Annotated in this window: 13 protein-coding genes and 1 riboswitch; of the genes, 5 read left to right on the top strand and 8 right to left on the bottom strand. The window is 71.3% G+C overall.

Going from position 1 to position 21,485, the window contains the following annotated elements; all coding sequences use genetic code 11:
- Positions 1-344: 344 nt before the first annotated feature.
- Positions 345-1,355: a polyprenyl synthetase family protein gene (locus ACIQOU_RS21375; protein WP_401538379.1), complete on the bottom strand. Its 1,011-nt coding sequence runs from the start codon at positions 1,353-1,355 to the stop codon at positions 345-347.
- A 205-nt stretch (positions 1,356-1,560) separates the two neighbouring features.
- Here ACIQOU_RS21375 and ACIQOU_RS21370 point away from each other — a divergent pair, with 205 nt between their 5' ends.
- The 3 genes from ACIQOU_RS21370 (at position 1,561) to ACIQOU_RS21360 (ending at position 6,008) form a co-directional block, all read left to right on the top strand.
- Positions 1,561-3,063 carry a peptide MFS transporter gene (locus tag ACIQOU_RS21370; protein ID WP_401538378.1) on the top strand — a complete coding sequence of 501 codons (1,503 nt, stop codon included), beginning with the start codon at positions 1,561-1,563 and terminating at the stop codon, positions 3,061-3,063.
- Between the two features lie 15 nt (positions 3,064-3,078).
- Positions 3,079-5,073 (top strand): CocE/NonD family hydrolase, encoded by a 1,995-nt coding sequence (locus tag ACIQOU_RS21365; RefSeq protein WP_401538598.1) that lies wholly within the window; start codon positions 3,079-3,081, stop codon positions 5,071-5,073.
- A 283-nt stretch (positions 5,074-5,356) separates the two neighbouring features.
- Positions 5,357-5,534, top strand: a riboswitch (cyclic di-AMP (ydaO/yuaA leader).
- 3 nt (positions 5,535-5,537) lie between these two features.
- Positions 5,538-6,008, top strand: a complete 471-nt coding sequence (locus tag ACIQOU_RS21360) for a transglycosylase SLT domain-containing protein (protein ID WP_401538377.1) — start codon at positions 5,538-5,540, stop codon at positions 6,006-6,008.
- 129 nt (positions 6,009-6,137) lie between these two features.
- Here the strand turns inward: ACIQOU_RS21360 and ACIQOU_RS21355 are convergent, their stop codons facing one another.
- From ACIQOU_RS21355 to ACIQOU_RS21345, 3 genes are all read right to left on the bottom strand, one after another.
- Positions 6,138-6,944 carry an HAD family hydrolase gene (locus ACIQOU_RS21355; RefSeq protein WP_401538376.1) on the bottom strand — a complete coding sequence of 269 codons (807 nt, stop codon included), beginning with the start codon at positions 6,942-6,944 and terminating at the stop codon, positions 6,138-6,140.
- A 164-nt stretch (positions 6,945-7,108) separates the two neighbouring features.
- Complete coding sequence (locus ACIQOU_RS21350; RefSeq protein WP_401538597.1) at positions 7,109-8,305, bottom strand: NAD(P)-binding domain-containing protein; 1,197 nt, start codon at positions 8,303-8,305, stop codon at positions 7,109-7,111.
- Positions 8,306-8,583: 278 nt separating this feature from the next.
- Positions 8,584-9,861, bottom strand: a complete 1,278-nt coding sequence (locus tag ACIQOU_RS21345; protein ID WP_401538375.1) for an ATP-grasp domain-containing protein — start codon at positions 9,859-9,861, stop codon at positions 8,584-8,586.
- A 192-nt stretch (positions 9,862-10,053) separates the two neighbouring features.
- Between ACIQOU_RS21345 and fahA the strand changes: the two genes are divergently transcribed.
- Positions 10,054-11,289 carry a fumarylacetoacetase gene (gene fahA / locus ACIQOU_RS21340; RefSeq protein ID WP_401538374.1) on the top strand — a complete coding sequence of 412 codons (1,236 nt, stop codon included), beginning with the start codon at positions 10,054-10,056 and terminating at the stop codon, positions 11,287-11,289.
- A gap of 697 nt (positions 11,290-11,986) precedes the next feature.
- The gene (locus ACIQOU_RS21335; protein ID WP_401538373.1) at positions 11,987-12,928 is read left to right on the top strand and encodes a M56 family metallopeptidase; all 942 of its coding nucleotides are present in this window, start codon (positions 11,987-11,989) and stop codon (positions 12,926-12,928) included.
- A gap of 1,102 nt (positions 12,929-14,030) precedes the next feature.
- On the opposite strand, the gene recQ is transcribed toward ACIQOU_RS21335, so the two are convergent.
- The 4 genes from recQ to nuoL all read right to left on the bottom strand — a co-directional run bounded on the left by recQ (position 14,031) and on the right by nuoL (position 21,475).
- Positions 14,031-16,178, bottom strand: a complete 2,148-nt coding sequence (recQ, locus tag ACIQOU_RS21330; RefSeq protein ID WP_401538372.1) for a DNA helicase RecQ — start codon at positions 16,176-16,178, stop codon at positions 14,031-14,033.
- Positions 16,179-16,356: 178 nt separating this feature from the next.
- Positions 16,357-18,006, bottom strand: a complete 1,650-nt coding sequence (gene nuoN, locus ACIQOU_RS21325; protein ID WP_401538371.1) for an NADH-quinone oxidoreductase subunit NuoN — start codon at positions 18,004-18,006, stop codon at positions 16,357-16,359.
- On the bottom strand, positions 18,003-19,574 hold the full coding sequence (locus tag ACIQOU_RS21320; RefSeq protein WP_401538370.1) for an NADH-quinone oxidoreductase subunit M: 1,572 nt from the start codon (positions 19,572-19,574) through the stop codon (positions 18,003-18,005). The genes nuoN and ACIQOU_RS21320 overlap by 4 nt, the downstream gene beginning before the upstream one ends.
- 5 nt (positions 19,575-19,579) lie before the next feature.
- Positions 19,580-21,475 carry an NADH-quinone oxidoreductase subunit L gene (gene nuoL / locus ACIQOU_RS21315; protein WP_401538369.1) on the bottom strand — a complete coding sequence of 632 codons (1,896 nt, stop codon included), beginning with the start codon at positions 21,473-21,475 and terminating at the stop codon, positions 19,580-19,582.
- Positions 21,476-21,485 lie beyond the last annotated feature (10 nt).

Genomic DNA, 21,485 nt, shown 5'->3' with positions numbered 1-21,485 from the left:
CACTCGTCGTACAACCCCGAGCCGCCATTCTCACCCGAATCGGTGAGCAGTGGTGTGTGCCGTGGTGTCCATCTCACCAAATCCGGGCGGATCAGTCGTCAGACCGGGGAGCCAACTCCATGTACGCCTCGGGTATGACAGAGACCGGCCGCTCGGGTACCCCACCCGTAGGGGTGGTACCGGAGGTGGTCGCGGGTCCGGCCGGGGCCGGGGCGGCCGCCGACGGTCGGCCGCCCGTTCCAGGCCCGCTGCGGCCCCGTTTCCCGCCCCCTACGGGACGTCCGGCAAAACCCTGACCCCGCTCCCCCGCCGGATTCCGGTTCCGGTCCCGATCGCGGTCGCGGTTATCCGGCGCGGTGGACCACGGCGTCGCACAGTTCCATCAGGGCGGCGCGGGCGTCGCACTCCGGCAGCGGGGCCAGGGAGGCGCGGGCGTCCCTGGCGTAGCGGACGGTGTCCCGGCGGGCCTGCTCCAGGGCCGGGTGGGCGCGCAGGGCCTTCAGCGCCTCGGCGTGCCGGGCGTCGTCGCTCAGGTCGGAGTCGAGCAGCTCGCTCAGGGCGATGTCCTCGGCCAGGCCGAGCCGGGCCGCCTGCTCGCGCAGCCGCAGCACCGGCAGCGTCGCGATGCCCTCGCGCAGGTCGGTGCCGGGGGTCTTGCCGGACTCGTGGGAGTCGGAGGCGATGTCGAGGACGTCGTCGGCGAGCTGGAAGGCGACGCCGAGCCGTTCGCCGTACTGGGTGAGGGTGTCCACGACCGTGTCGTCGGCGCCGGACATCATCGCGCCGAACCGGCAGGCGACCGCGACCAGCGAGCCGGTCTTGCCGCCGAGGACGTCGAGGTAGTGGTCGATCGGGTCGCGGCCGTCCTGCGGGCCCGCCGTCTCCAGGATCTGGCCGGTGACCAGCCGTTCGAACGCCTCCGCCTGCACCCGTACCGCCTCGGGCCCGAGGTCGGCCAGTATGTGCGACGCGCGCGCGAAGAGGAAGTCACCGGTGAGGACGGCGACCGAGTTGCTCCAGCGGGTGTTGGCGCTGGCCACCCCGCGGCGCACGGTCGCCTCGTCCATCACGTCGTCGTGGTAGAGCGTCGCGAGGTGGGTCAGCTCCACGACCACGGCGGACGGTACGACTCCGGGTGCATAAGGATCGCCGAACTGGGCAGCGAGCATGACGAGCAGCGGACGGAACCGCTTTCCCCCCGCCCTGACCAGGTGCTGGGCAGCCCCCGTGATGAGAGGGACCTCACTCTTGGTGGCTTCGAGCAGTCCCTCCTCGACAGCCGTCAACCCGGCCTGGACGTCGGCTTCCAGAGCCTGGTCCCGCACGCTCAGCCCGAACGGCCCGACGACGGTCACGAGGGGTCTCCTGTCTGCTGGTGTCCACTGGCGGTTACACGGTTTGTCGATAGGTCGCTGACATCTCAAGTCAGCGTATCCGGTCACCTTTCGATCACCGGTGCCGCCCACCGGTCCACCCTGGGCGGTATCGAACGACGACCGGTATGTTTTCGATCACCTGATATGGATGACTGTTGAGTGACTTTGATGGAAGTAGTGCAGCGTGTCGCAAACAGAGGTTGACGTCCCACCCGAAGATCAGCCGCCGGCCGCGGACGATCATGCCTTCTTCGGCCAGCCCAGGGGGCTGTTGACGCTCTCCGGCCTGGAGGTCTGGGAGCGGTTCTCGTTCCTCGGCATGCAGGCGATCCTCGTCCTGTACTTCGCCGACACCGTCGCCCACGACGGCCTGGGCATGTCCCCCGGAACGGCGGCCTCCGTCTCGGCGGCCTACGGCACCCTCGTCTACCTGGTGTCGGTGGCCGGTGGCTGGCTCGCCGACCGCATCCTCGGCTCGTACCGCGCGGTGCTGTGGGGCGGCATCCTGATCGCCGTCGGCCACTACTCGATGGCGGTGCCGACGGCCGCGATGACCTGGGTGGGCCTCGGCCTGATCAGCGCCGGTACCGGGCTGCTCAAGCCGAACGTCGCCACCATGGTCGGCAAGCTGTACCGCACCGACGACGAGCGCCGGGACGCCGGGTTCGCGCTGTACTACATGGCGATCAACATCGGCGCGTTCGCGGGACCGCTGGTCACCGGCTGGCTCGGCGATCACAAGGGCTGGCACTGGGGCTTCTCCGCGGCTGCGGTCGGGATGACGTTCGGGCTGATCCAGTACGTGGCCGGACGGCGTCATCTGGCGGGGCGCAAGCACTCCGCGGAGTTCGCGCTGGCCCCCGCCGCGATGCGCCGCGCGGTGCTCCTGATCGCCGTCGGCGCGGTCGTCGTCGCCGTCGTCGCCACCGCGCTCGCGCTGGCCGGGTGGCTCACCATGGGCCGCTTCGTCGACGTGCTGACGGTGATCTCCGTGATCGCGCCGGTCGTCTACTTCTCGGTGATGTTCGCCAGCCCGCGCGTGAGCGCCGAGGAACGCGGCCGACTGCGCCCTTATGTGGTGCTGTTCCTCGCGTCGACGGTCTTCAACTTCATCCTGTTCCAGGCCTACTCGACGATGATCCTGCTGGCCTCCACGAACGCCGAGACGACGATCCTCGGCTTCCACTTCCCGGCCAGCTGGTACGCGTCCGCGCTGGGCGCCTTCGAGGTCGCGCTCGCGCCCGTCGTCGCCGCCGTGTGGGTGCGCATGGGGCGCCGTCAGCCGCACGCCTCCAACAAGATCGCGTTCGGTGTGATCCTGGGCGGACTGTCGTTCCTGCTGATGGTCCTGCCGACCTCGGGGCATTCCGGCGACAAGTACTTGATGTCGGTCTGGTGGATCGTGGGCTCCTACCTGCTGCTCGGGCTCGGCGACATCCTGCTGGAGACCTCCGGGATGTCGGCCACCACCAAGCTCGCCCCGGCCGCGTTCTCCAGCCAGACCATGTCCCTGTGGTTCCTGTCGCTGGCGCTCGCCAACGGCATCCAGGCGCAGACGGTGAAGTTCTACGACGACGTCTCCAAGCCCGCCTACTTCGGCGTCAACGGCGCGATCGCGGTGGCCGTGGGGCTCGCCGTGATCGCCGCCGCGCCGTGGCTGCGCCGCACCATGCACCCCGTTCACTGAGGTACCGCCATGAGCCTGCACATCCGTACGTCCTTCCCCTACGAGACGGCCCATGAGGACCTGCGCATCCCGCTGTCCGACGGAACGCTCCTCTACGCGCGCGTGTGGCGGCCGTTGACCGACGAACCCGTACCGGCGCTCCTGGAGTACCTGCCGTACCGGCTGACGGACTGGACGGCGCCCCGTGACGCCCAGCGCCACCCCTGGTACGCGGGCCACGGCTACGCCTCCGTGCGCGTGGACGTGCGCGGCCACGGCAACAGCGAGGGGCTGCCCACCGACGAGTACTCGGCGACGGAGCTGGCGGACGGCGTCGAGGTCGTCGAATGGCTGGCGGCGCAGCCCTGGTGCACGGGCAAGGTCGGCATGTTCGGCATCTCCTGGGGCGGTTTCAACTCCCTCCAGATCGCGGCGCTCGCTCCTGATCCCCTTAAGGCTGTCGTCACGGTCTGCTCGACGGACGACCGCTATGACAACGACGTGCACTACATGGGAGGTTCCGTCCTCGCGGTGGACATGCACGCGTGGGCGTCGACGATGCTGGCGTTCACCTCCCGGCCGCCGGACCCGGCGTACCTCGGCGAGGGCTGGCGGGAGCTGTGGCTGAGGCGTCTGGAGGCCCTGGAGCCGTTCTCGCACACCTGGCTGGCCCACCAGACGCGGGACGACTACTGGCGCCACGGCAGCGTCTGCGAGGACTACGGCGCGATCAGGGCCGGGGTGCTGGCGGTGGGCGGCTGGCACGACCCGTACCGCGACACGGTGCTGCGGCTGGCCGAGCAGCTCCCGGCCGACCGGGTGCGCGGCCTGATCGGCCCCTGGTCCCACCAGTACCCGGACCGGGGGCTGCCGCCCGGCCCGGCGATCGGCTTCCTCCAGGAGACGCTGCGCTGGTGGGACCACTGGCTCAAGGGCGCCGACAACGGCGTCATGGCCGAGCCGCTGCTGCGCTCCTATGTGAGCGACTCGCACCCTCCGGCGACCGTGTACGACACGCTGCCCGGACGCTGGGTGGGCGAGCCGTCCTGGCCGTCGCCGCACGTCACGACCGTTCCGCACGCCCTTGAGGGTGCTCCGGTGCTGGTCCGCTCGCCGCAGCACACGGGCGTGGACGCCGGGCGGTTCTTCCCGTTCGGCAACGACGCCGACCTGCCGCCCGACCAGCGCGAGGAGGACGCGCGCTCGGCGTGCTTCGAGTTCGCGGTGGGCGAGGAGACATGGGTGCTCGGGCGGCCCCGGGTACGGCTGCGGCTGGCCTCGCACGCGCCCCGTGGGCAGGTGGTGGCCCGGGTCTGCGACGTCGCTCCGGACGGGTCGTCGACGCTGGTCACGCGGGGTGTGCTGAACCTCTCGGCGCGCCGGGGGCGGGACCTGGCGGTGGCGTGGACGCCGGGGGCGTTCGAGGACGTGGAGTTCGAGCTGAACGGCATCGGGCACGCCTTTCCGCCCGGTCACCGCATCCGGCTCGCCGTGTCGTCCGCGTACTGGCCGTGGATCTGGCCGCAGCCCGGCTCCGAGGCCGGTCTCACCCTGGACCCGGCGGGCAGCTTCCTCGATCTGCCGGTACGCGCGCGTGAGGGCGACTCCGGGATCGTCTTCGAGGAACCGGAGCAGTCGCCTCCGCTCGGCGTGAACTTCCCCGCCACCCTCGACGCGCCGCGCCCCGAGCGCCTGGTCGTGCGGGACGTCGCGGCGGGCCTGTGGCGCCTGGAGGTCGACCCGCGCTACGGCGGCACGCGCGTGTACCCCGACGGCCTGGAGTTCACCGAGGACGCGCTGGAGACGTACACCGTCCAGGAGAACGACCCGCTGTCGGCCCGGACCCGCTCGGACTGGTCGATCCGGCTGCACCGGCCCGAGCTGGGCTGGGACGCCACGGTGCACACCCGTTCGGAGATCACCTGCGACGCCACCGACTTCGTCACGTCCGACGAGGTCGTCTGCACGGAGGGCGGCGAGATGGTCTTCCACCGGACGTGGGAGAAGCGGATTCCACGCACGGCCGGTTGACGCCGAGTTGGGCTCATTGCCCGATTTACCCTGCTTGATGATTCTCGTGACTTGACTCACGCCACGGCGCGCGCGGACACCCGTCCCGCGCGCCGTTGTGTTTCTTGTGCAGAACTTGTGCGCAACGGGAGTTGAAGCGTGGCGACCGCAAAGGATCAAGCGCCCTAAAACGCCCAGACCAAGGTCAACTGTCGTGAAGTGTGAATCCGGCACTTGTTCCGGACATGTGCTCTCGCATACGTTCCCGGCCTGTCGGGTGGACGCCTAATCCTGCCGCCGCCCGTACATCCATTCACCGAGACGACTCACGCACGGCAGGAGCGGGGGAACCAGGTAAGTCGCCGGACCGGGCCATCGCCCGGGACGGCTCGGGGTTAAGCCGCACGGCCCACCGGCCGCGCGACCGGGCAGCTCCCGCCCGAACCCGACAGCTCACCTCGCAGGCGACGGAGAGGAACTTCCCCATGCGCGCAACCGCTCCCCGCCGCTCTCGCATCGCCCGCAAGCTGGCCGTCCTCGGTACCGGGGCCGCCGTGCTCGCCCTCCCGGTCATCGGCGCGACGAGTGCGTCCGCCGCCACGCCGACGGTGGCCACCGCGACCTCGCTGGGCTACTCCAACACCCTCGACGGGTGGATTCGGGCCTCGCTGTCCGTGATGGCAGAAAAGGGCATTCCGGGCACGTACAACGGCATCTACCGCAACGTGATCCGTGAGTCGTCCGGCAACCCGTACGCCATCAACAACTGGGACTCCAACGCTGCGGCCGGGACGCCGTCCAAGGGGCTGCTCCAGGTGATCGACCCGACGTTCGCGGCGTACCACGTGTCCGGGACGTCGTACGACCCGTACGACCCGGTTGCCAACATCACTGCCGCGTGCAACTACGCCGCGCAGCGGTATGGGTCGATCGACAACGTGTACGGGGCGTACTAGACCCTTCGCCCGAGGGGCGGGGGGCTGGGCGCCGGGCCGGTGAGTTGCCGGCTGACGCGCCGTTGTGGCTGGTCGCGCTCGCGCGGCGGAGCCGCACATTGACACAGCCCCGCGCCCCTATAGGGCGCGTTAGGGGAAGAGGCGGTCTAGGACTTGGGATAGGCCGTCTTCCTCGTTGGAGAGGGTTACCTCGTCGGCTACTCGTTTGAGTTCGGGGTGGGCGTTGGCCATGGCTACGCCGTGGGCCGCCCACTCGAACATCGGGATGTCGTTCGGCATGTCACCGAAGGCGATCGTCTCGTGCGGGCCGAGCCCCAGGTGCTCGGCGGCCAGCGCGAGGCCGGTCGCCTTCGTGATGCCGCATGGCTGGAGTTCGACGGTGCCGGGGCCCGACATCGTGACGGTGGCGAGGGAGTCGACGACCGACCTCGCGATCCCCGCCAACTCGTCGTCGGACAGGTCCGGGTGGCGCAGCAGCACCTTGCTGATCGGCTCGCACCACAGGTCGGCGCGGCGCTCGACCCGCACCGCGGGCAACGTCGGGTGCGGCATGCGGTAGCCGGGCTCGATGAGCGTGAGGCCGTTCACGCCGTCCTGGTCCACGGCCGCGTACACCTGGCCGACCTCCGCCTCGATCTTGCCGAGCGCGGTCTCGGCCAACTCCCGGTCCAGCGTGACCGACCACAGCAGCCGGTCCGCGCCGGCGTCGTACACCTGCGCGCCCTGCCCGCACACCGCGAGCCCCCTGCTGTGCAGGTCGTCGAGGAGGGGGCGCACTCTGGGCGCCGGCCGGCCCGTCACGACCAGGTGCCGGGCGCCGGCGGCCGCCACCCGCGTGAGCGAGGCACGGGACCGGTCGGACAGCGTGTCGTCGCCTCGGAGCAACGTGCCGTCCAGGTCGGTGGCGATGAGGGCATATGCGAGGGGTGCGGCCATGATCAGAGAATACGGATCGCACGCCCCACCCACTCAGCTCCGAACCGGACGACCACCGGGTTCCCGCCAGCCCCGTCCGTTCCACGCCAACTCCCCTGTGCCGTTCGGCTCTTCCGCCCCTACAACCCCTACGGGACCTCCCTTACCGGAAGGTTGACGGAACGTCAGCAGCACGCCGCCGCGAGGTGCCCGGCCAGCCTCGGCGACGCGAACTCCGTCCCGCACACGAACCGCATCACCGGCCCGTACGACGACGCGGCCGCCAGCCCCGTGAAGTACAGGCCCGGCACCGAGGACACGTACCCGGCGCCCAGTTTCGGCGCACCCCGGCTCACCGCGAGACGGGCGCGCAGCTCGTGGCCGAGGAACCCCATCGCGGCGAGGTCGACCCGGTAACCCGTCGCGGCGATCACGTGATCGGCGGCGAGCCGCTCGACGCGACCGGCGTGCGTGCGGACGGTGAGCACAACAGCGCCGTCGGCCGCCCGCGCACCGACGATCCGCTCGACGTCGTCGACCCGCACCCGGGCCTCGAAACGCTCCCGCAGCCACCAGGCGCCGAGCGGGCCGAGGACGTTGCGGACCAGGTGGTGGCGGGTCCGCTCGGGGAGGTGGCGGTAGGACTGCGGGTAGCGGCTCAGCGCCCACAACGACCAGGCCCGGCCGAACGGCGACTCCGGCCGCAGCCTCGGCTGCTCCCACGGCGGCGCGCCGAACCCGACCCGGCCCCGCCCCCGCGCGACCACCCGCACCTGTGCGCCCGCCTCCGCCGCCAACGCCGCCGTCTCCAGCGCCGACTGCCCCGCCCCGACGACGATCAACTCCCGCCCCGCGTACGCCGCGAGGTCATGGTGCCGGGAACTGTGCGACACCGGCCCCGAGGGCCCGTCCCCCGCGGCCGGGGCCAGTTCGGGCGGCAGATACGCCAGACCGTCAAGGCCGGTCGCCACGACCACCGCGCGCGCGGTGCACAACTCCCCCGAGTCCAGCTTCAGTTCGAAGCCGCCGCCGGGCCGTCGGTCGACGGAGACCACCCTGACCCGTTCCAGACCGGGCACCAACCGCCGTTGGAACCACTCGCCATACCCGATGAACGTCTCCACCGGGATGATGTCCTCGTCACTGACCAGGCTCGGGCCGCCCGCCGCCGCGCAGTAGTCGGCGAGGGTGTGGCCGGGCTGCGGGCAGTCGAGGCTGGAGGCTGCCGGGGTCGACTTCAGCAGCATCCCGGCGGGCATGTGGTCACGCCAACTGACCATCGGCTCACCGAAGACCCGTACGGGTATGCCCCGCGCGCGTAGATGCGCGGCGGTCGACAGCCCGAACGGCCCGGCACCGATGACGGCCACCGGGTTCCGTATGACCGGCGGTTGCCTTTTGGCCGACGGTTGTCGCATGGCCGACGGTTGCCTTATGGCAGGCGGTTGACTTGTGGCAGGCGGTTGCCTTGTGGCCGGGCGGCGCGTGGTCGATCGTTCCCTTGCTGGTTGCGGCACGGCCGGACGTTCCACTGCCGGTTCTTCCATGCCCGGTTGTTCCACGAAGCCCTCCCCAGGACGACATCTCTTGCTGTGCGTTGTCATGTGCTGGCGTGTGCTGGCATGTGTTGTGTGCGAACGGGGTCAACCGGGCGGGCCCGTCAGCCACCCGAACGGGTGTTGCCAGTACGGCGGTTGGCGCGCCACAGCTGGTACACGTGCCGTGCGCCCGGCCGTACGCAGCGCGCGAGCATCGTGAGGAACGGCAGCGGGTCGTCACCCGCGAACCAGGCCAGCTCCGTCCCGCTCGCGCGCGGCGGGGCGTGCGGGGTCGTGCGGCCGCTGCGGCGGTAGGCGAGCAGGGCGGGCAGGTCGATGTTCTCGACGACGTAGCGGTGACCGGCCCGCTGTTCGCCCTCGGGGACGGGACGTCCGGTCAGATCGAGGTGCATCGCGCGGACGACATCCACCCCCGACTCGTTCTCGAAGAGCCGGAACTGGGCGCCCATCCGGGGGTTGAAGTCGAGGAGCTTGTAGCGGCCGTCGCGTCGGTCGTAGCGGAGGTCGAGGTCGATGATGCCGGTGAAGCCGATCTGTTTGATGAAACGTGCGGCGAGGTCCGCGAGTTCCGGGTTGTCGACGACGTAGGCGTGCGCGGTCATTCCGGCGTGCGGCGGCCAGGAGCGGACCTTCACGCCGGTGAACATCGCGAGCGGCGTCGCGTCGCGGTCGAAGTAGGCGTGCACGATCCAGTCCTCGGCGTGTTCGCGCGGCAGGTACTCCTGGAGGATCACGCCGGGCCGCTCGCCCCAGTCGCGGGCGAGGCCCAGGAGGCCTTGGCGGGTGGCGATCCTGGTGGTGCCGCGCACCGCGGGCCGCGCGCGCCGCAGGAACGCCTCCCGGTTCTTGGCCACCACCGGGAACCGTGCCGTCTCCGCGAAGGCGACGACGTCGGCGTAGGACAGCGGGAACGCCGTCGCCGGAGTCGGAATGCCGTGTTCCAGGCAGAGTTCGTGCAACCCCTGCTTGCTGGCCAGGCGGCGCGGCAGGGACGCCTCCACGCGCGGGAGGAGGAACGGCCCGGCGAGCGCCTCCTGATGCTCGGCGAGCAGCACGGCGGCCTCCTCGTCGGTCGGCACCAGCACGGCGGGCCGGCCGATGCGCCGCCCGATCCGCAGCAACCCGTCGACGAGACGCGCGGGTTCCTCCGTGCCCGACGTCGGCCAGACGAACGCGCGCCGCAGATAACGGGACGCGGCGGCGGGCGTGTACGGGTCCTCGGTGATCGCATACATGGGCACACCGAGCCGACCGAGACTGCGAACGGCGCCGACGCCACCGTGATGCAACGGATAGTCGCCGAACTTCACCAGGAGACCCGGAACTTCACGGTCCACTTCCAACGGCGGCCTGCCGTTCCCGGCCACGGGTCCCCTCACGCGTCCCCCTCCGGACCGGACCCACCCCGTCCGTGTCCCCAAAGGACGCTAAGCCGGAATTAGCGCCTCCGACAGGGGCAATGAGGACATTGCAAACTCTTTAGGCACTGCACAGGAGCGGCAACTCACCCGTAACGTGTGGCCAGGCCACCTGTCAGCACCCGACACATGGTGAGAGCGAGGCAGTACCCCATGCCCCCCTTCGACGTAGCCGAGGGCGACCCCTTCGGCCCGCACAACCTCCCCTACGGCGTCTTCTCGGTCGCCGGTTCGACGGACCGGACCGTCGGCGTCCGCCTCGGCGACCAGGTTCTCGACGCGGGCGCGGCGGCCCGCGCGCTCGATTCGCCGTACGCCTCCTTGTTGGCGCGGCCGTCGCTGAACCCGTTGCTCGCGGCCGGGCGCACCGCCTGGTCCGACGTGCGGCGCGCGTTGACCGCGTGGGTGACGGTGCCCGCGCACCAGGAGACGATCGCCGGTCTCTTCCACCCGCTGTCCTCGGTGACCCTGCATCTGCCCTTCGAGGTCGCCGACTACGTCGACTTCTACTCCTCCGAGCATCACGCGCGGAACGTCGGCCAGATCTTCCGCCCCGAGGCCGGGGACGCGCTGACCCCCAACTGGAAGCATCTGCCGATCGGTTACCACGGCCGCTCCGGCACGGTCGTCGTCTCCGGCAGCGAGGTGGTGCGCCCGTCCGGCCAGCGCAAGGCGCCCGCCGACCCGGCCCCCGTCTTCGGTCCCTCCGTCCGCCTGGACATCGAGGCCGAGGTCGGCTTCGTGGTCGGCGTGCCGTCCCGGCGCGGGACGCCGGTGCCGCTCGGTGACTTCCGCGACCACGTCTTCGGGCTGTGCCTGCTCAACGACTGGTCCGCGCGGGACATCCAGGCCTGGGAGTACGTTCCGCTCGGCCCGTTCCTCGGCAAGTCCTTCGCCACCTCGGTGTCCGCGTGGATCACGCCGCTGGACGCGCTGGAGGACGCGCGCGTGGCGTCGCCGGAGCGCACCCACCCCCCGCTGCCCTACCTCGACGACTCCGACGACGAGCCCGGCGGCTACGACCTGCGGATCTCCGTCGCCGTCAACGGTCACGTCGTCGCCGAGCCACCGTTCTCCACGATGTACTGGACGGCCGCGCAGCAGCTCGCCCAGATGACGGTCAACGGCGCCTCCCTGCGCACCGGCGACCTCTACGGCTCCGGCACGGTCAGCGGCCCGGCCGAACACCAGCGCGGCTCCCTCCTCGAACTCACCTGGAACGGCCGCGCCCCCCTCCAACTCCCCACCGGCAACCGCACCTTCCTGGAAAACAACGACGAGGTAACCCTCACAGCCTGGGCCCCAGGCCCAGGAAACCTCAAGGTGGGCTTGGGCGAGGTAACAGGCCGCGTGGTCGCGGGCGCGGAGGAGGAGCGGGAACACGGCTGAACGACGGCGAGCGGGGCGAGGGCGCCGGGGGCGCGGCCGAACGACGGTGAGTGGGCCGGGGGCGGCGGGGGCGCGGCCGAACGACGGTGAGTGGGCCGGGGGCGGCGGGGGCGCGGCCGAACGACGGTGAGTGGGCCGGGGGCGGCGGGGCGCGGCGCGGCTGCGGTGAGCGGGCGGGGCCCGGCCCCAGCTCGGGCGGCTCGTCGCCGGGGGCGGGCGGGGCTCAGGTGAGGCCTGGCGGGGGCCCGTTGGCGGGCGGGGCAGGGGCTCGCAGGCCGTCGCAGGGGTGGGTCAGGGGTGGGCTCGGGGTTGGTCTCGGGGTGTTGTCCGGGGTGTCTCAGGGTGGGCTCGGGGTGATCTCCGGTCGGTCGGCGGGGATGCTCCGGGTGAGACGGAACCGGGCTCGCGGGGACCGGCGGAACGGGACGGAGAGCTGGTCCGCGAGGTCAGCCGCAGCGAGAAGGCCTCGCCCTCGGGAGCAGGCGAGAGCACGACGCGAGCCCGGTCCACGGGGACGAGCGCAGCGCGAGGGAATCGGGGGTGTGACGGTGGTCGTACGTGACGTAGTGGTTGTTGCTCAGGTCCTGACGCACGGGGCCGCCCACGGTCATACTGACGGCGGGCAGGCCGCGCACCACGCTCCCCTCGCCCCGCACCTCACCTCCCGTTCCTCCGAGCCGGATTCGGAGCCCGTGGCATGACCGTCTGCCTGCTCCTGCTGAGCGTCGTCGCCCTGACGGCCGCTGTGCCGGTGCCGCATGCCCTGGTACGGGCCGGGTGGCCCGACCGGGAGCCGGTGGTGGCGCTGTGGGTGTGGCAGTGCCTGGTCGCGACCGTCCTGCTGTGCTGCCTGACGGCGTTGGTGCTGGGCGCGGCGGCCGTCTTCCACACGGTCCGCGACCACGTCTTCGCGCCCGCGCCACCCGCGGTGACCGCCGCGTACGACCTGTCGGCCGCGCCCTCCTGGGCCGCCGCCCTCACCCTGCTCCTCGCGGGCGGCGCGGCCTGGACGGCGGCGATGCTCGTCCGCGAACTGGTCGAGGCCCGCCGCCGACGCGGACAGGCCCGCGCCCACCTGCGGGAACTCGCGCCCGACTGGCCTGCGGGACTGGAGGCACCCGCACGCGGGCCGCTCCTTGTCCTGGAGGACGACTACCCGGACGCCTGGTGGCTGCCGGGCCACCCGCCCCAACTGGTCGTGACGACGGGCGCCCTGCACCGGCTCACCGACCACCAGTTGGACGCCGTCCTCACCCATGAGCGCGACCACGCCCGCGCCCACCACGACTGGCTGCTGCACCTGTCGACGGCGCTGGCCACCGGCTTCCCGAGGGTGCCGCTCTTCACCCACTTCTGCGGCCAGACCCACCGGCTGGTCGAACTGGCCGCCGACGACACCGCGTCCCGGCGCTGCGGCCACCTCACCACCGCACTCGCCCTGATCGAACTGAACATGCACCGCGGTGTCCTGTCCTGCTCCTCCAGCCACCGCCTGCTCGGCGAACGCGTCGACCGCCTCCTCCAACCGCCCCCACGCCTGGGCCGAAGACACCGAGCCCTGACGACAACCCTGGCGGCCTTGGTGCCGCTGCTCCCCCTACTGATCGTCTTCAGCCCAGGCCTGACAGCCCTGACGTAAGCCGGGAGCCCGCCGGGGGCGGGTATGGGGGCGGGCCGGGTGCGGGGCGGCGCGAGCGCGGGTACGGGGGCGGCGCGGAGGCGGCACGGACACGGCACGGGAAGGGTACGCGCGCGGGTACGGGAGCGGCACGGGAAGGGGGCGGCACGGGCGAGCGCAGCACGGGTACGGCACGGGCACAGAGGCAGACGCTGCGCGGACGTGACACGGGAAAGGGCCCGCGCGCGGGTACGGGTGCGGCACGAGAACGGGGCGGCACGGGCGAGCGCAGCACGGGTACGGCCCGGGAACCGGCACGGACGTGGCCCGGGAACCGGCACGGGCACGCCCAAGTGACCGTAGGCCACGAGGAGACGGCGCAGGCGCGGGTGCGGAGGCAGCACGGGCACGGGGGCAGACACGGCGCGGACGTGACACGGGAAAGGGCGCGTGTGCGGGGCGGCACGGGCGAGCGCGGGCGCGTCACGGGAGCGGACGCGGCCCGGGAACCGGCACGGACGCGGCGCGGTGACGGCACAGGAACCCGCACGGCACAGGCGCGGGCACAGGAACCCGCACCGCACAGGCACGCCCAAGTGACCGTAGGCCACGAGAACACGGCCCGCGTGAGGCAGCAAGTGGGGTTACCGCACCGACGCCCCCGAGGGCTGACCACACCGCCACCCCGCCGGACCCGGACGGACACGCCCCGCCATCGAGACCACCGACCGTCGCCCATGAAGCCACCGCCCGCTCGACGCAGCATCCCCGGGCACCGCCCCGCAAGCACCGACACCCCCGCAGGCATCGACGCCGCACGCACCGATACCCCCCGCAGGCACCGACCTCGCAGACACCGACACCCCCGCACGCACCAACCCCGCACGCACCGACACCCCCGCAGCCGCCTCCCGAGAGTCACCGGACGCGAATGGCAGCCGACGCACGCCCCGCCAACCCGCCAACGCCGGAACCGGAGCCGGTGCCGGTGCCGCAACCGAAGCCGGAACCGGAGCCGGTGCCGCAACGGAGCCGGTGCCGCAACCGGAGCCGGAGCCGGAAGCAGCCGACGCCACCACCCGCAACGGGGACAACCCCCGCGAGCCAGCGCCCCCGCCCCCTCCTACGCCCAGTCCTGCGGTTCCTCACCCAAGCTCGCCCAGAAGTCGTCCTCGCCCTCGGACCCGGCCACCACCGAGCCCCCGGCCGCAGACCCGGACCCCGACGCCGACCCGGACCGCGCAACCGACCCCGACCCCGACGCCGACCTCGATCCCGCCCCAGCCCCACTCCCCCGCGTGGAACCCGACGTTCCCCTCGGAGTCGACCCGGCGGCCGACCCGGCGCCCGAGGCCGCTGCCACCGGGGGCTCGACCGGTGTCGGCGGTTCCAGGCCTGCCAGGACCTCCACCACGCCCTCGCCGTAGGTCGCGAGCTTCTTCTCGCCGACTCCGCTGATGCCGCCGAGTTGGGCGACTGAGGTCGGCCAGGTGGTGGCGATCTCGCGGAGGGTGGCGTCGTGGAAGATGACGTAGGCCGGGACGCCCTGTTCGCGGGCCTGTTCGGCGCGCCAGGCGCGCAGGGCCTCGAAGGCGGGCTGAAGCGCCTCGGGGAGTTCGACCGCGGCGGCCTTGGCCTTGCGTTCGCCGCGTGCGGAGGAACCCGACCTGGCGGTCTCCGGCTTCTTGGGCTCCTTGCGCAGCGGCACGTCCCGCTCGCGGCGCAGCACCGTGCCGCTGGCCTCGGTCAGCACCAGGGTGCCGTAGTCGCCCTCGACCGCGAGCAGCCCCTGCGCCAGCAACTGCCGCACCACGCCCCGCCATTCGCTCTCGGAGAGGTCCTCCCCGATGCCGAAGACGGACAGCTGGTCGTGGTCGAACTGGATCACCTTCGCCGTGCGCCGCCCCAGCAGGATGTCGACGATCTGGACCGCGCCAAACTTCTGCCCCCGCTCCCGCTGCAACCGCACCACCGTCGACAGCGCCTTCTGCGCCGCGACCGTGCCGTCCCAGGTCTCGGGCGGGGTGAGGCAGGTGTCGCAGTTGCCGCAGGCGGCGGCCTCGGGGTCCTGGCCGAAGTAGGCGAGGAGCTGGCCGCGCCGGCACCGGGCGGTCTCGCACAGCGCCAGCATCGCGTCCAGGTGGGCGGCGGCCCGGCGCCGGAACGCCTCGTCGCCCTCACCGGACTGGATCATCTTGCGCTGCTGTATGACGTCGTTGAGGCCGTACGCCATCCAGGCCGTGGAGGGGAGTCCGTCACGCCCCGCGCGGCCCGTCTCCTGGTAGTAGCCCTCGACCGACTTGGGCAGGTCGAGGTGGGCGACGAAGCGCACGTCCGGCTTGTCGATGCCCATGCCGAACGCGATGGTCGCGACGACCACCAGGCCCTCGTCGCGCAGGAACCGGGACTGGTTGGCCGCGCGGGTGCCCGCGTCCAGGCCGGCGTGGTAGGGCACCGCGTCGATGCCGTTGCGGACCAGGAACTCGGCGGTCTTCTCTACCGAGTTGCGCGAGAGGCAGTACACGATGCCCGCGTCGCCCGCGTGCTCCTCCTTGAGGAAGGCGAGCAGCTGCTTCTTGGGGTCGGCCTTGGGCACGATCCGGTACTGGATGTTGGGCCGGTCGAAGCTGGCGACGAAGTGCCGGGCCTTCGGCATGCCCAGGCGCTGGGTGATCTCCTCGTGGGTCGCGTGGGTGGCCGTCGCCGTGAGCGCGATCCGCGGGACGTCCGGCCAGCGCTCGCCGAGCACGGACAGGGACAGATAGTCGGGGCGGAAGTCGTGGCCCCAGGACGAGACACAGTGCGCCTCGTCGATCGCGAAGACCGAGATCCGGCCCCGCGACAGCAGATCAAGCGTGTTGTCCAGGCGCAGCCGCTCCGGCGCCAGGTACAGCAGGTCCAGCTCCCCGGCGAGGAACTGCGCCTCGACCACCCGGCGCTCGTCGAAGTCCTGCGTGGAGTTGACGAACCCGGCGCGCACGCCGAGCGCCCGCAGCGCGTCCACCTGGTCCTGCATCAGCGCGATGAGCGGCGAGACCACGATGCCCGTACCGGCTCTCACCAGCGCCGGGATCTGGTAGCACAGCGACTTGCCGCCGCCGGTCGGCATGAGGACGACCGCGTCCCCGCCGGCCACGACGTGGTCGATGACCTCTCCCTGTTCGCCGCGGAAGGCCTCGTAACCGAAGACCCGGTGCAGCGTGGAGAGCGCCTCGCTCTCCGTCACCTCTGGCATCTCGCTGATCCCGCCCATCACACGCGTCGCGCTCATCGCCTGGTCCCCCGTACGTCGTCCCTCGACCACTGCCCCCACGATAGGCGCCCGCACCGACAGCCCCCGAAGTTATCCACAGGCCCCACCCGAACGTGCGCCCGGGCCCCGGCTCCCGCACGGGGGAACCGGGGCCCGGTGACATGCTCACGGCGAGGTGCACGGCCGTGCGGGTGGGTCAGCGCACGAAGACGCCCGCCTGACCGGCGAGGTCCAGGAAGTACTGCGGCGCCACACCGAGCACCAGCGTCACGGCGACGCCGATCCCGATCGCCGTCATCGTCAGCGGCGACGGCACGGCGACCGTCGGGCCCTCCGGCCGGGGCTCGCTGAAGAACATCAGGACGATCACCCGGATGTAGAAGAAGGCGGCGATCGCGGACGAGATCACACCGACCACGACCAGCGGGGCCGCCCCGCCCTCCGCCGCCGCCTTGAACACGGCGAACTTCCCGGCGAACCCCGAGGTCAGCGGGATACCGGCGAACGCCAGCAGGAACACCGCGAACACGGCGGCGACCAACGGCGAACGGCGGCCGAGCCCCGCCCACTTGGACAGGTGCGTGGCCTCGCCGCCCGCGTCGCGCACCAGCGTGACCACGGCGAACGCGCCGATCGTCACGAAGGAGTACGCGGCCAGGTAGAAGAGGACCGACGACACGCCGTCCGGGGTGGTCGCGATGACGCCCGCGAGGATGAAGCCCGCGTGGGCGATCGACGAGTACGCCAGCAGTCGTTTGATGTCGGTCTGGGTGATCGCGACGATCGCGCCGCCCAGCATGGTGACGATCGCGACGGCCCACATGACCGGCCGCCAGTCCCAGCGCAGCCCGGGCAGCACCACGTACAGCAGCCGCAGCAGCGCGCCGAACGCGGCCACCTTCGTCGCCGCCGCCATGAAGCCGGTGACCGGCGTCGGGGCGCCCTGGTAGACGTCCGGCGTCCACATGTGGAACGGGACGGCGCCGACCTTGAACAGCAGCCCCATGACGATCAGCGCGGCGCCGATCAGCAGCAGCGCGTCGTTGCCCATGGTGTCGGCGAGGGCCGGGTCGACGGTGGTGACGGTGCCGTCGACGACCTGCGCGATCGTCGCGTACGACACCGAGCCCGCGTACCCGTACAGCAGGGCGATGCCGAACAGGGTGAACGCCGAGGCGAACGCGCCGAGCAGGAAGTACTTGACGGCCGCCTCCTGCGACAGCAGCCGCTTGCGGCGGGCCAGCGCGCACATCAGGTACAGCGGCAGCGAGAAGACCTCCAGGGCGACGAACAGCGTCAGCAGGTCGTTCGCCGCGGGGAAGACCAGCATGCCGGCGACCGCGAAGAGCAGCAGCGGGAACACCTCGGTGGTGGTGAACCCGGCCTTGACGGCGGCCTTCTCCTGGTCGCTGCCCGGCACCGACGCGGCCTGGGCGGCGAACGAGTCGACAGGGCTGCCGTGCTCGTCGGGGTCCAGGCGCCGTTCGGCGAAGGTGAACAGGCCGACGAGCCCGGCCAGCAGGATCGTGCCTTGCAGGAACAGGGCCGGTCCGTCGACCGCGATCGCGCCCATGGCCGCGATCTGCGCCTTGGTGGTGCCGTAGCCGTCGGCCGCGAGCGCGACGACGGCCGCGAACCCGGCGCACAGGGCGACGACGGAGACGAACACCTGGGCGTGGTAACGGAATCTGCGGGGGACGAACGCCTCGACCAGGACGCCGAGGAGCGCCGCTCCCAGGACGATCAGGATGGGCGACAATTGCCCGTATTCGATCTTCGGCGCCTGGATCTTGGCGATCGGTTCGGCCGATGTTGTCCACAGGCTGTGGACGGCTGCTGCGCTCACTTGGCCGCCTCCACCTCGGGCTGGGGGTCCTTCTTGTGTACGTCGGACAGGGTCGACTTCACCGCCGGGTCGACGATCTCCGTCAACGGCTTCGGGTAGACGCCCAGGAAGATCAACAGCACCACCAGCGGGGCGACGACGACCAGTTCACGCGCGCGTAGGTCGGGCATCGTGGCGACCGACGGCCGCACCGGACCCGTCATCGTCCGCTGGTAGAGGACGAGGGTGTAGAGCGCGGCGAGCACGATGCCGAAGGTGGCGATGACGCCGATCACCGGATAGCGCGCGAACGTGCCGACCAGGACCAGGAATTCGCTGACGAACGGCGCGAGGCCGGGCAGCGACAGGGTCGCCAGGCTGCCGATCAGGAACGTGCCCGCCAGCACCGGCGCCACCTTCTGCACCCCGCCGTAGTCCGCGATGAGCCGCGAGCCGCGCCGGGAGATCAGGAAGCCGGCGACCAGCATCAGGGCGGCGGTGGAGATGCCGTGGTTGACCATGTAGAGCGTCGCGCCGGACTGGCCCTGGCTGGTCATCGCGAAGATGCCCATGATGATGAAGCCGAAGTGCGAGATCGACGCGTACGCCACCAGCCGTTTGATGTCCCGCTGGCCGACCGCGAGCAGCGCCCCGTAGACGATGCTGATCAGCGACAGGACGAGGATGGCGGGCGTCGCCCACTTCGAGGCCTCCGGGAAGAGCTGGAGGCAGAAGCGGAGCATCGCGAAGGTGCCGACCTTGTCGACGACCGCCGTGATGAGGACGGCGACCGGGGCGGTGGCCTCCCCCATCGCGTTGGGCAGCCAGGTGTGCAGCGGCCACAACGGCGCCTTCACCGCGAACGCGAAGAAGAAACCGAGGAACAGCCACCGTTCCGTGGTGGTCGCCATGTGCAGCGAACCGTCGGCACGCGCGTGGGCGATCTCCTGGAGCGAGAAGTTCCCGGCGACCACATAGAGGCCGATCACCGCGGCCAGCATGATCAGTCCGCCGACCAGGTTGTAGAGCAGGAACTTGACCGCCGCGTACGAGCGTTGGGTCGACGCGCTCTCCTCGCCGTGCTCGTGGGCCCGGTCCCCGAAGCCGCCGATGAGGAAGTACATCGGGATCAGCATGGCTTCGAAGAAGATGTAGAAGAGGAAGACGTCCGTGGCCGCGAACGAGATGATCACCATCGCCTCGACGGCCAGGATCAGCGCGAAGAAGCCCTGGGTGGGCCGCCACCGGGTGCTGCCGGTCTCCAGCGGGTCGGCGTCGTGCCAGCCCGCCAGGATGATGAACGGGATCAGCAGGGCGGTCAGCGCGATCAGCGCGACGGCGATGCCGTCGACGCCCAGTTCGTACCGGACGCCGAAGTCCTTGATCCAGGCGTGGGATTCGGTGAGCTGGTAGCGGTCGCCGTCCGGGTCGAAGCGGACCAGCACGACGACCGCCAGCGCGAGCGTGGCGAGCGACACGAGCAGCGCGAGCCACTTGGCCGCGGTGCGCCGTGCGGCCGGCACGGCGGCCGTGGCGACCGCACCGACGGCCGGGAGCACCGCCGTCGCTGTCAGCAGGGGAAAGGACATCGGTATCAGACCGCCCTCATCAGCAGCGTCGCGGCGACGAGGATCGCCGCGCCGCCGAACATGGAGACCGCGTAGGAGCGCGCGTAGCCGTTCTGGAGCCTGCGCAGCCGCCCGGACAGGCCCCCGACCGAGGCCGCCGTGCCGTTGACGACACCGTCGACCAGGGTGTGGTCGACGTAGACCAGGGAGCGCGTGAGGTGTTCGCCGCCGCGCACCAGGACGACGTGGTTGAAGTCGTCCTGGAGCAGGTCGCGCCGGGCGGCCCGGGTGAGCAGCGAACCGCGCGGGGCGACGGCCGGGACCGGGCGGCGCCCGTACTGGGCCCAGGCGACGGCGACGCCGATCACCAGGACGACCATGGTGGCCAGGGTGACGGTGAGGGCGCTGACGGGCGGGTGCCCGTGCGCGTGCCCGGTGACCGGCTCCAGCCACTTCAGGAAGCGGTCGCCGACGCCGAAGATCGCGCCCGCGAAGACCGACCCGAAGGCGAGCACGATCATCGGGATCGTCATGGTGCTGGGCGACTCGTGCGGGTGCGGCTGCTCGCCCCGCTCGTCCGGCTGCCAGCGCTTCTCGCCGAAGAACGTCATCAGCATCACGCGCGTCATGTAGTACGCGGTGATCGCGGCGCCCAGCAGGGCGCAGCCGCCGAGCATCCAGCCCTCGGTGCCGCCCTTCGCGAAAGCCGCCTCGATGATCTTGTCCTTGGAGAAGAAGCCGGACAGGCCGGGGAAGCCGATGATGGCGAGGTAGCCGAGGCCGAACGTGACGAACGTGACCGGCATGTAGGTGCGCAGGCCGCCGTAGCGCCGCATGTCGACCTCGTCGTTCATGCCGTGCATGACGGACCCCGCGCCGAGGAACAGCCCGGCCTTGAAGAAGCCGTGCGTGACCAGGTGCATGATCGCGAAGACGTAGCCGATCGGGCCGAGGCCCGCGGCGAGCACCATGTAGCCGATCTGCGACATCGTCGAGCCGGCCAGCGCCTTCTTGATGTCGTCCTTGGCGCAACCCACGATCGCACCGAAGAGCAGCGTGACCGCGCCGACGACGGTGACGACGAGCTGCGCGTCGGGGGCGCCGTTGAAGATCACGGCGGAGCGGACGATCAGGTAGACGCCCGCGGTGACCATCGTCGCGGCGTGGATGAGGGCCGAGACCGGCGTCGGGCCCTCCATCGCGTCCCCGAGCCAGGACTGCAACGGCACCTGGGCGGACTTGCCGCAGGCCGCCAGGAGCAGCATCAGGGCGATGGCGGTGAGCTTGCCCTCGCTCGCGTCACCCGCGCCGGCGAACACCGGTCCGAAGGCGAACGTCCCGAACGTCGTGAACAGCAGCATGATCGCGATCGACAGGCCCATGTCGCCGACGCGGTTGACCAGGAAGGCCTTCTTCGCGGCGGTGGCGGCGCTGGGCTTGTGCTGCCAGAAACCGATCAGCAGGTAGGAGGCGAGTCCGACGCCCTCCCAACCGACGTACAACAAGAGGTAGTTGTCGGCGAGGACGAGGATCAGCATCGCCGCGAGGAACAGGTTCAGATAGCCGAAGAACCGGCGGCGGCGCTCGTCGTGCTCCATGTACCCGATCGAGTACAGGTGGATGAGCGAGCCGACGCCGGTGATCAGCAGCACGAACGTCATCGACAGCTGGTCGAGCCGGAAGGCGACGTCCGCCTGGAAGCCCTCGACGGGGACCCAGGTGAACAGGTGCTGCACCAGGGTGCGGTCGTCCGCGCTCCGGCCGAGCAGGTCGGCGAAGAGGACGGCGCCGAGCACGAAGGAGACGGCCGCCAGCAGCGTGCCGATCCAGTGTCCGACGGCGTCCAGGCGGCGGCCGCCGCACAGCAGCACCGCCGCTCCGAGCAGGGGCGCCGCCACCAGCAGCGCAATCAGGTTCTCCACGATTCAGCGC

It is taken from the genome of Streptomyces sp. NPDC091279 (assembly GCF_044757465.1).
Classification (GTDB): domain Bacteria; phylum Actinomycetota; class Actinomycetes; order Streptomycetales; family Streptomycetaceae; genus Streptomyces.
The sequence above is the reverse complement of the archived record's forward strand: the minus strand, read 5'-3'. Positions and strand labels throughout refer to the sequence as shown.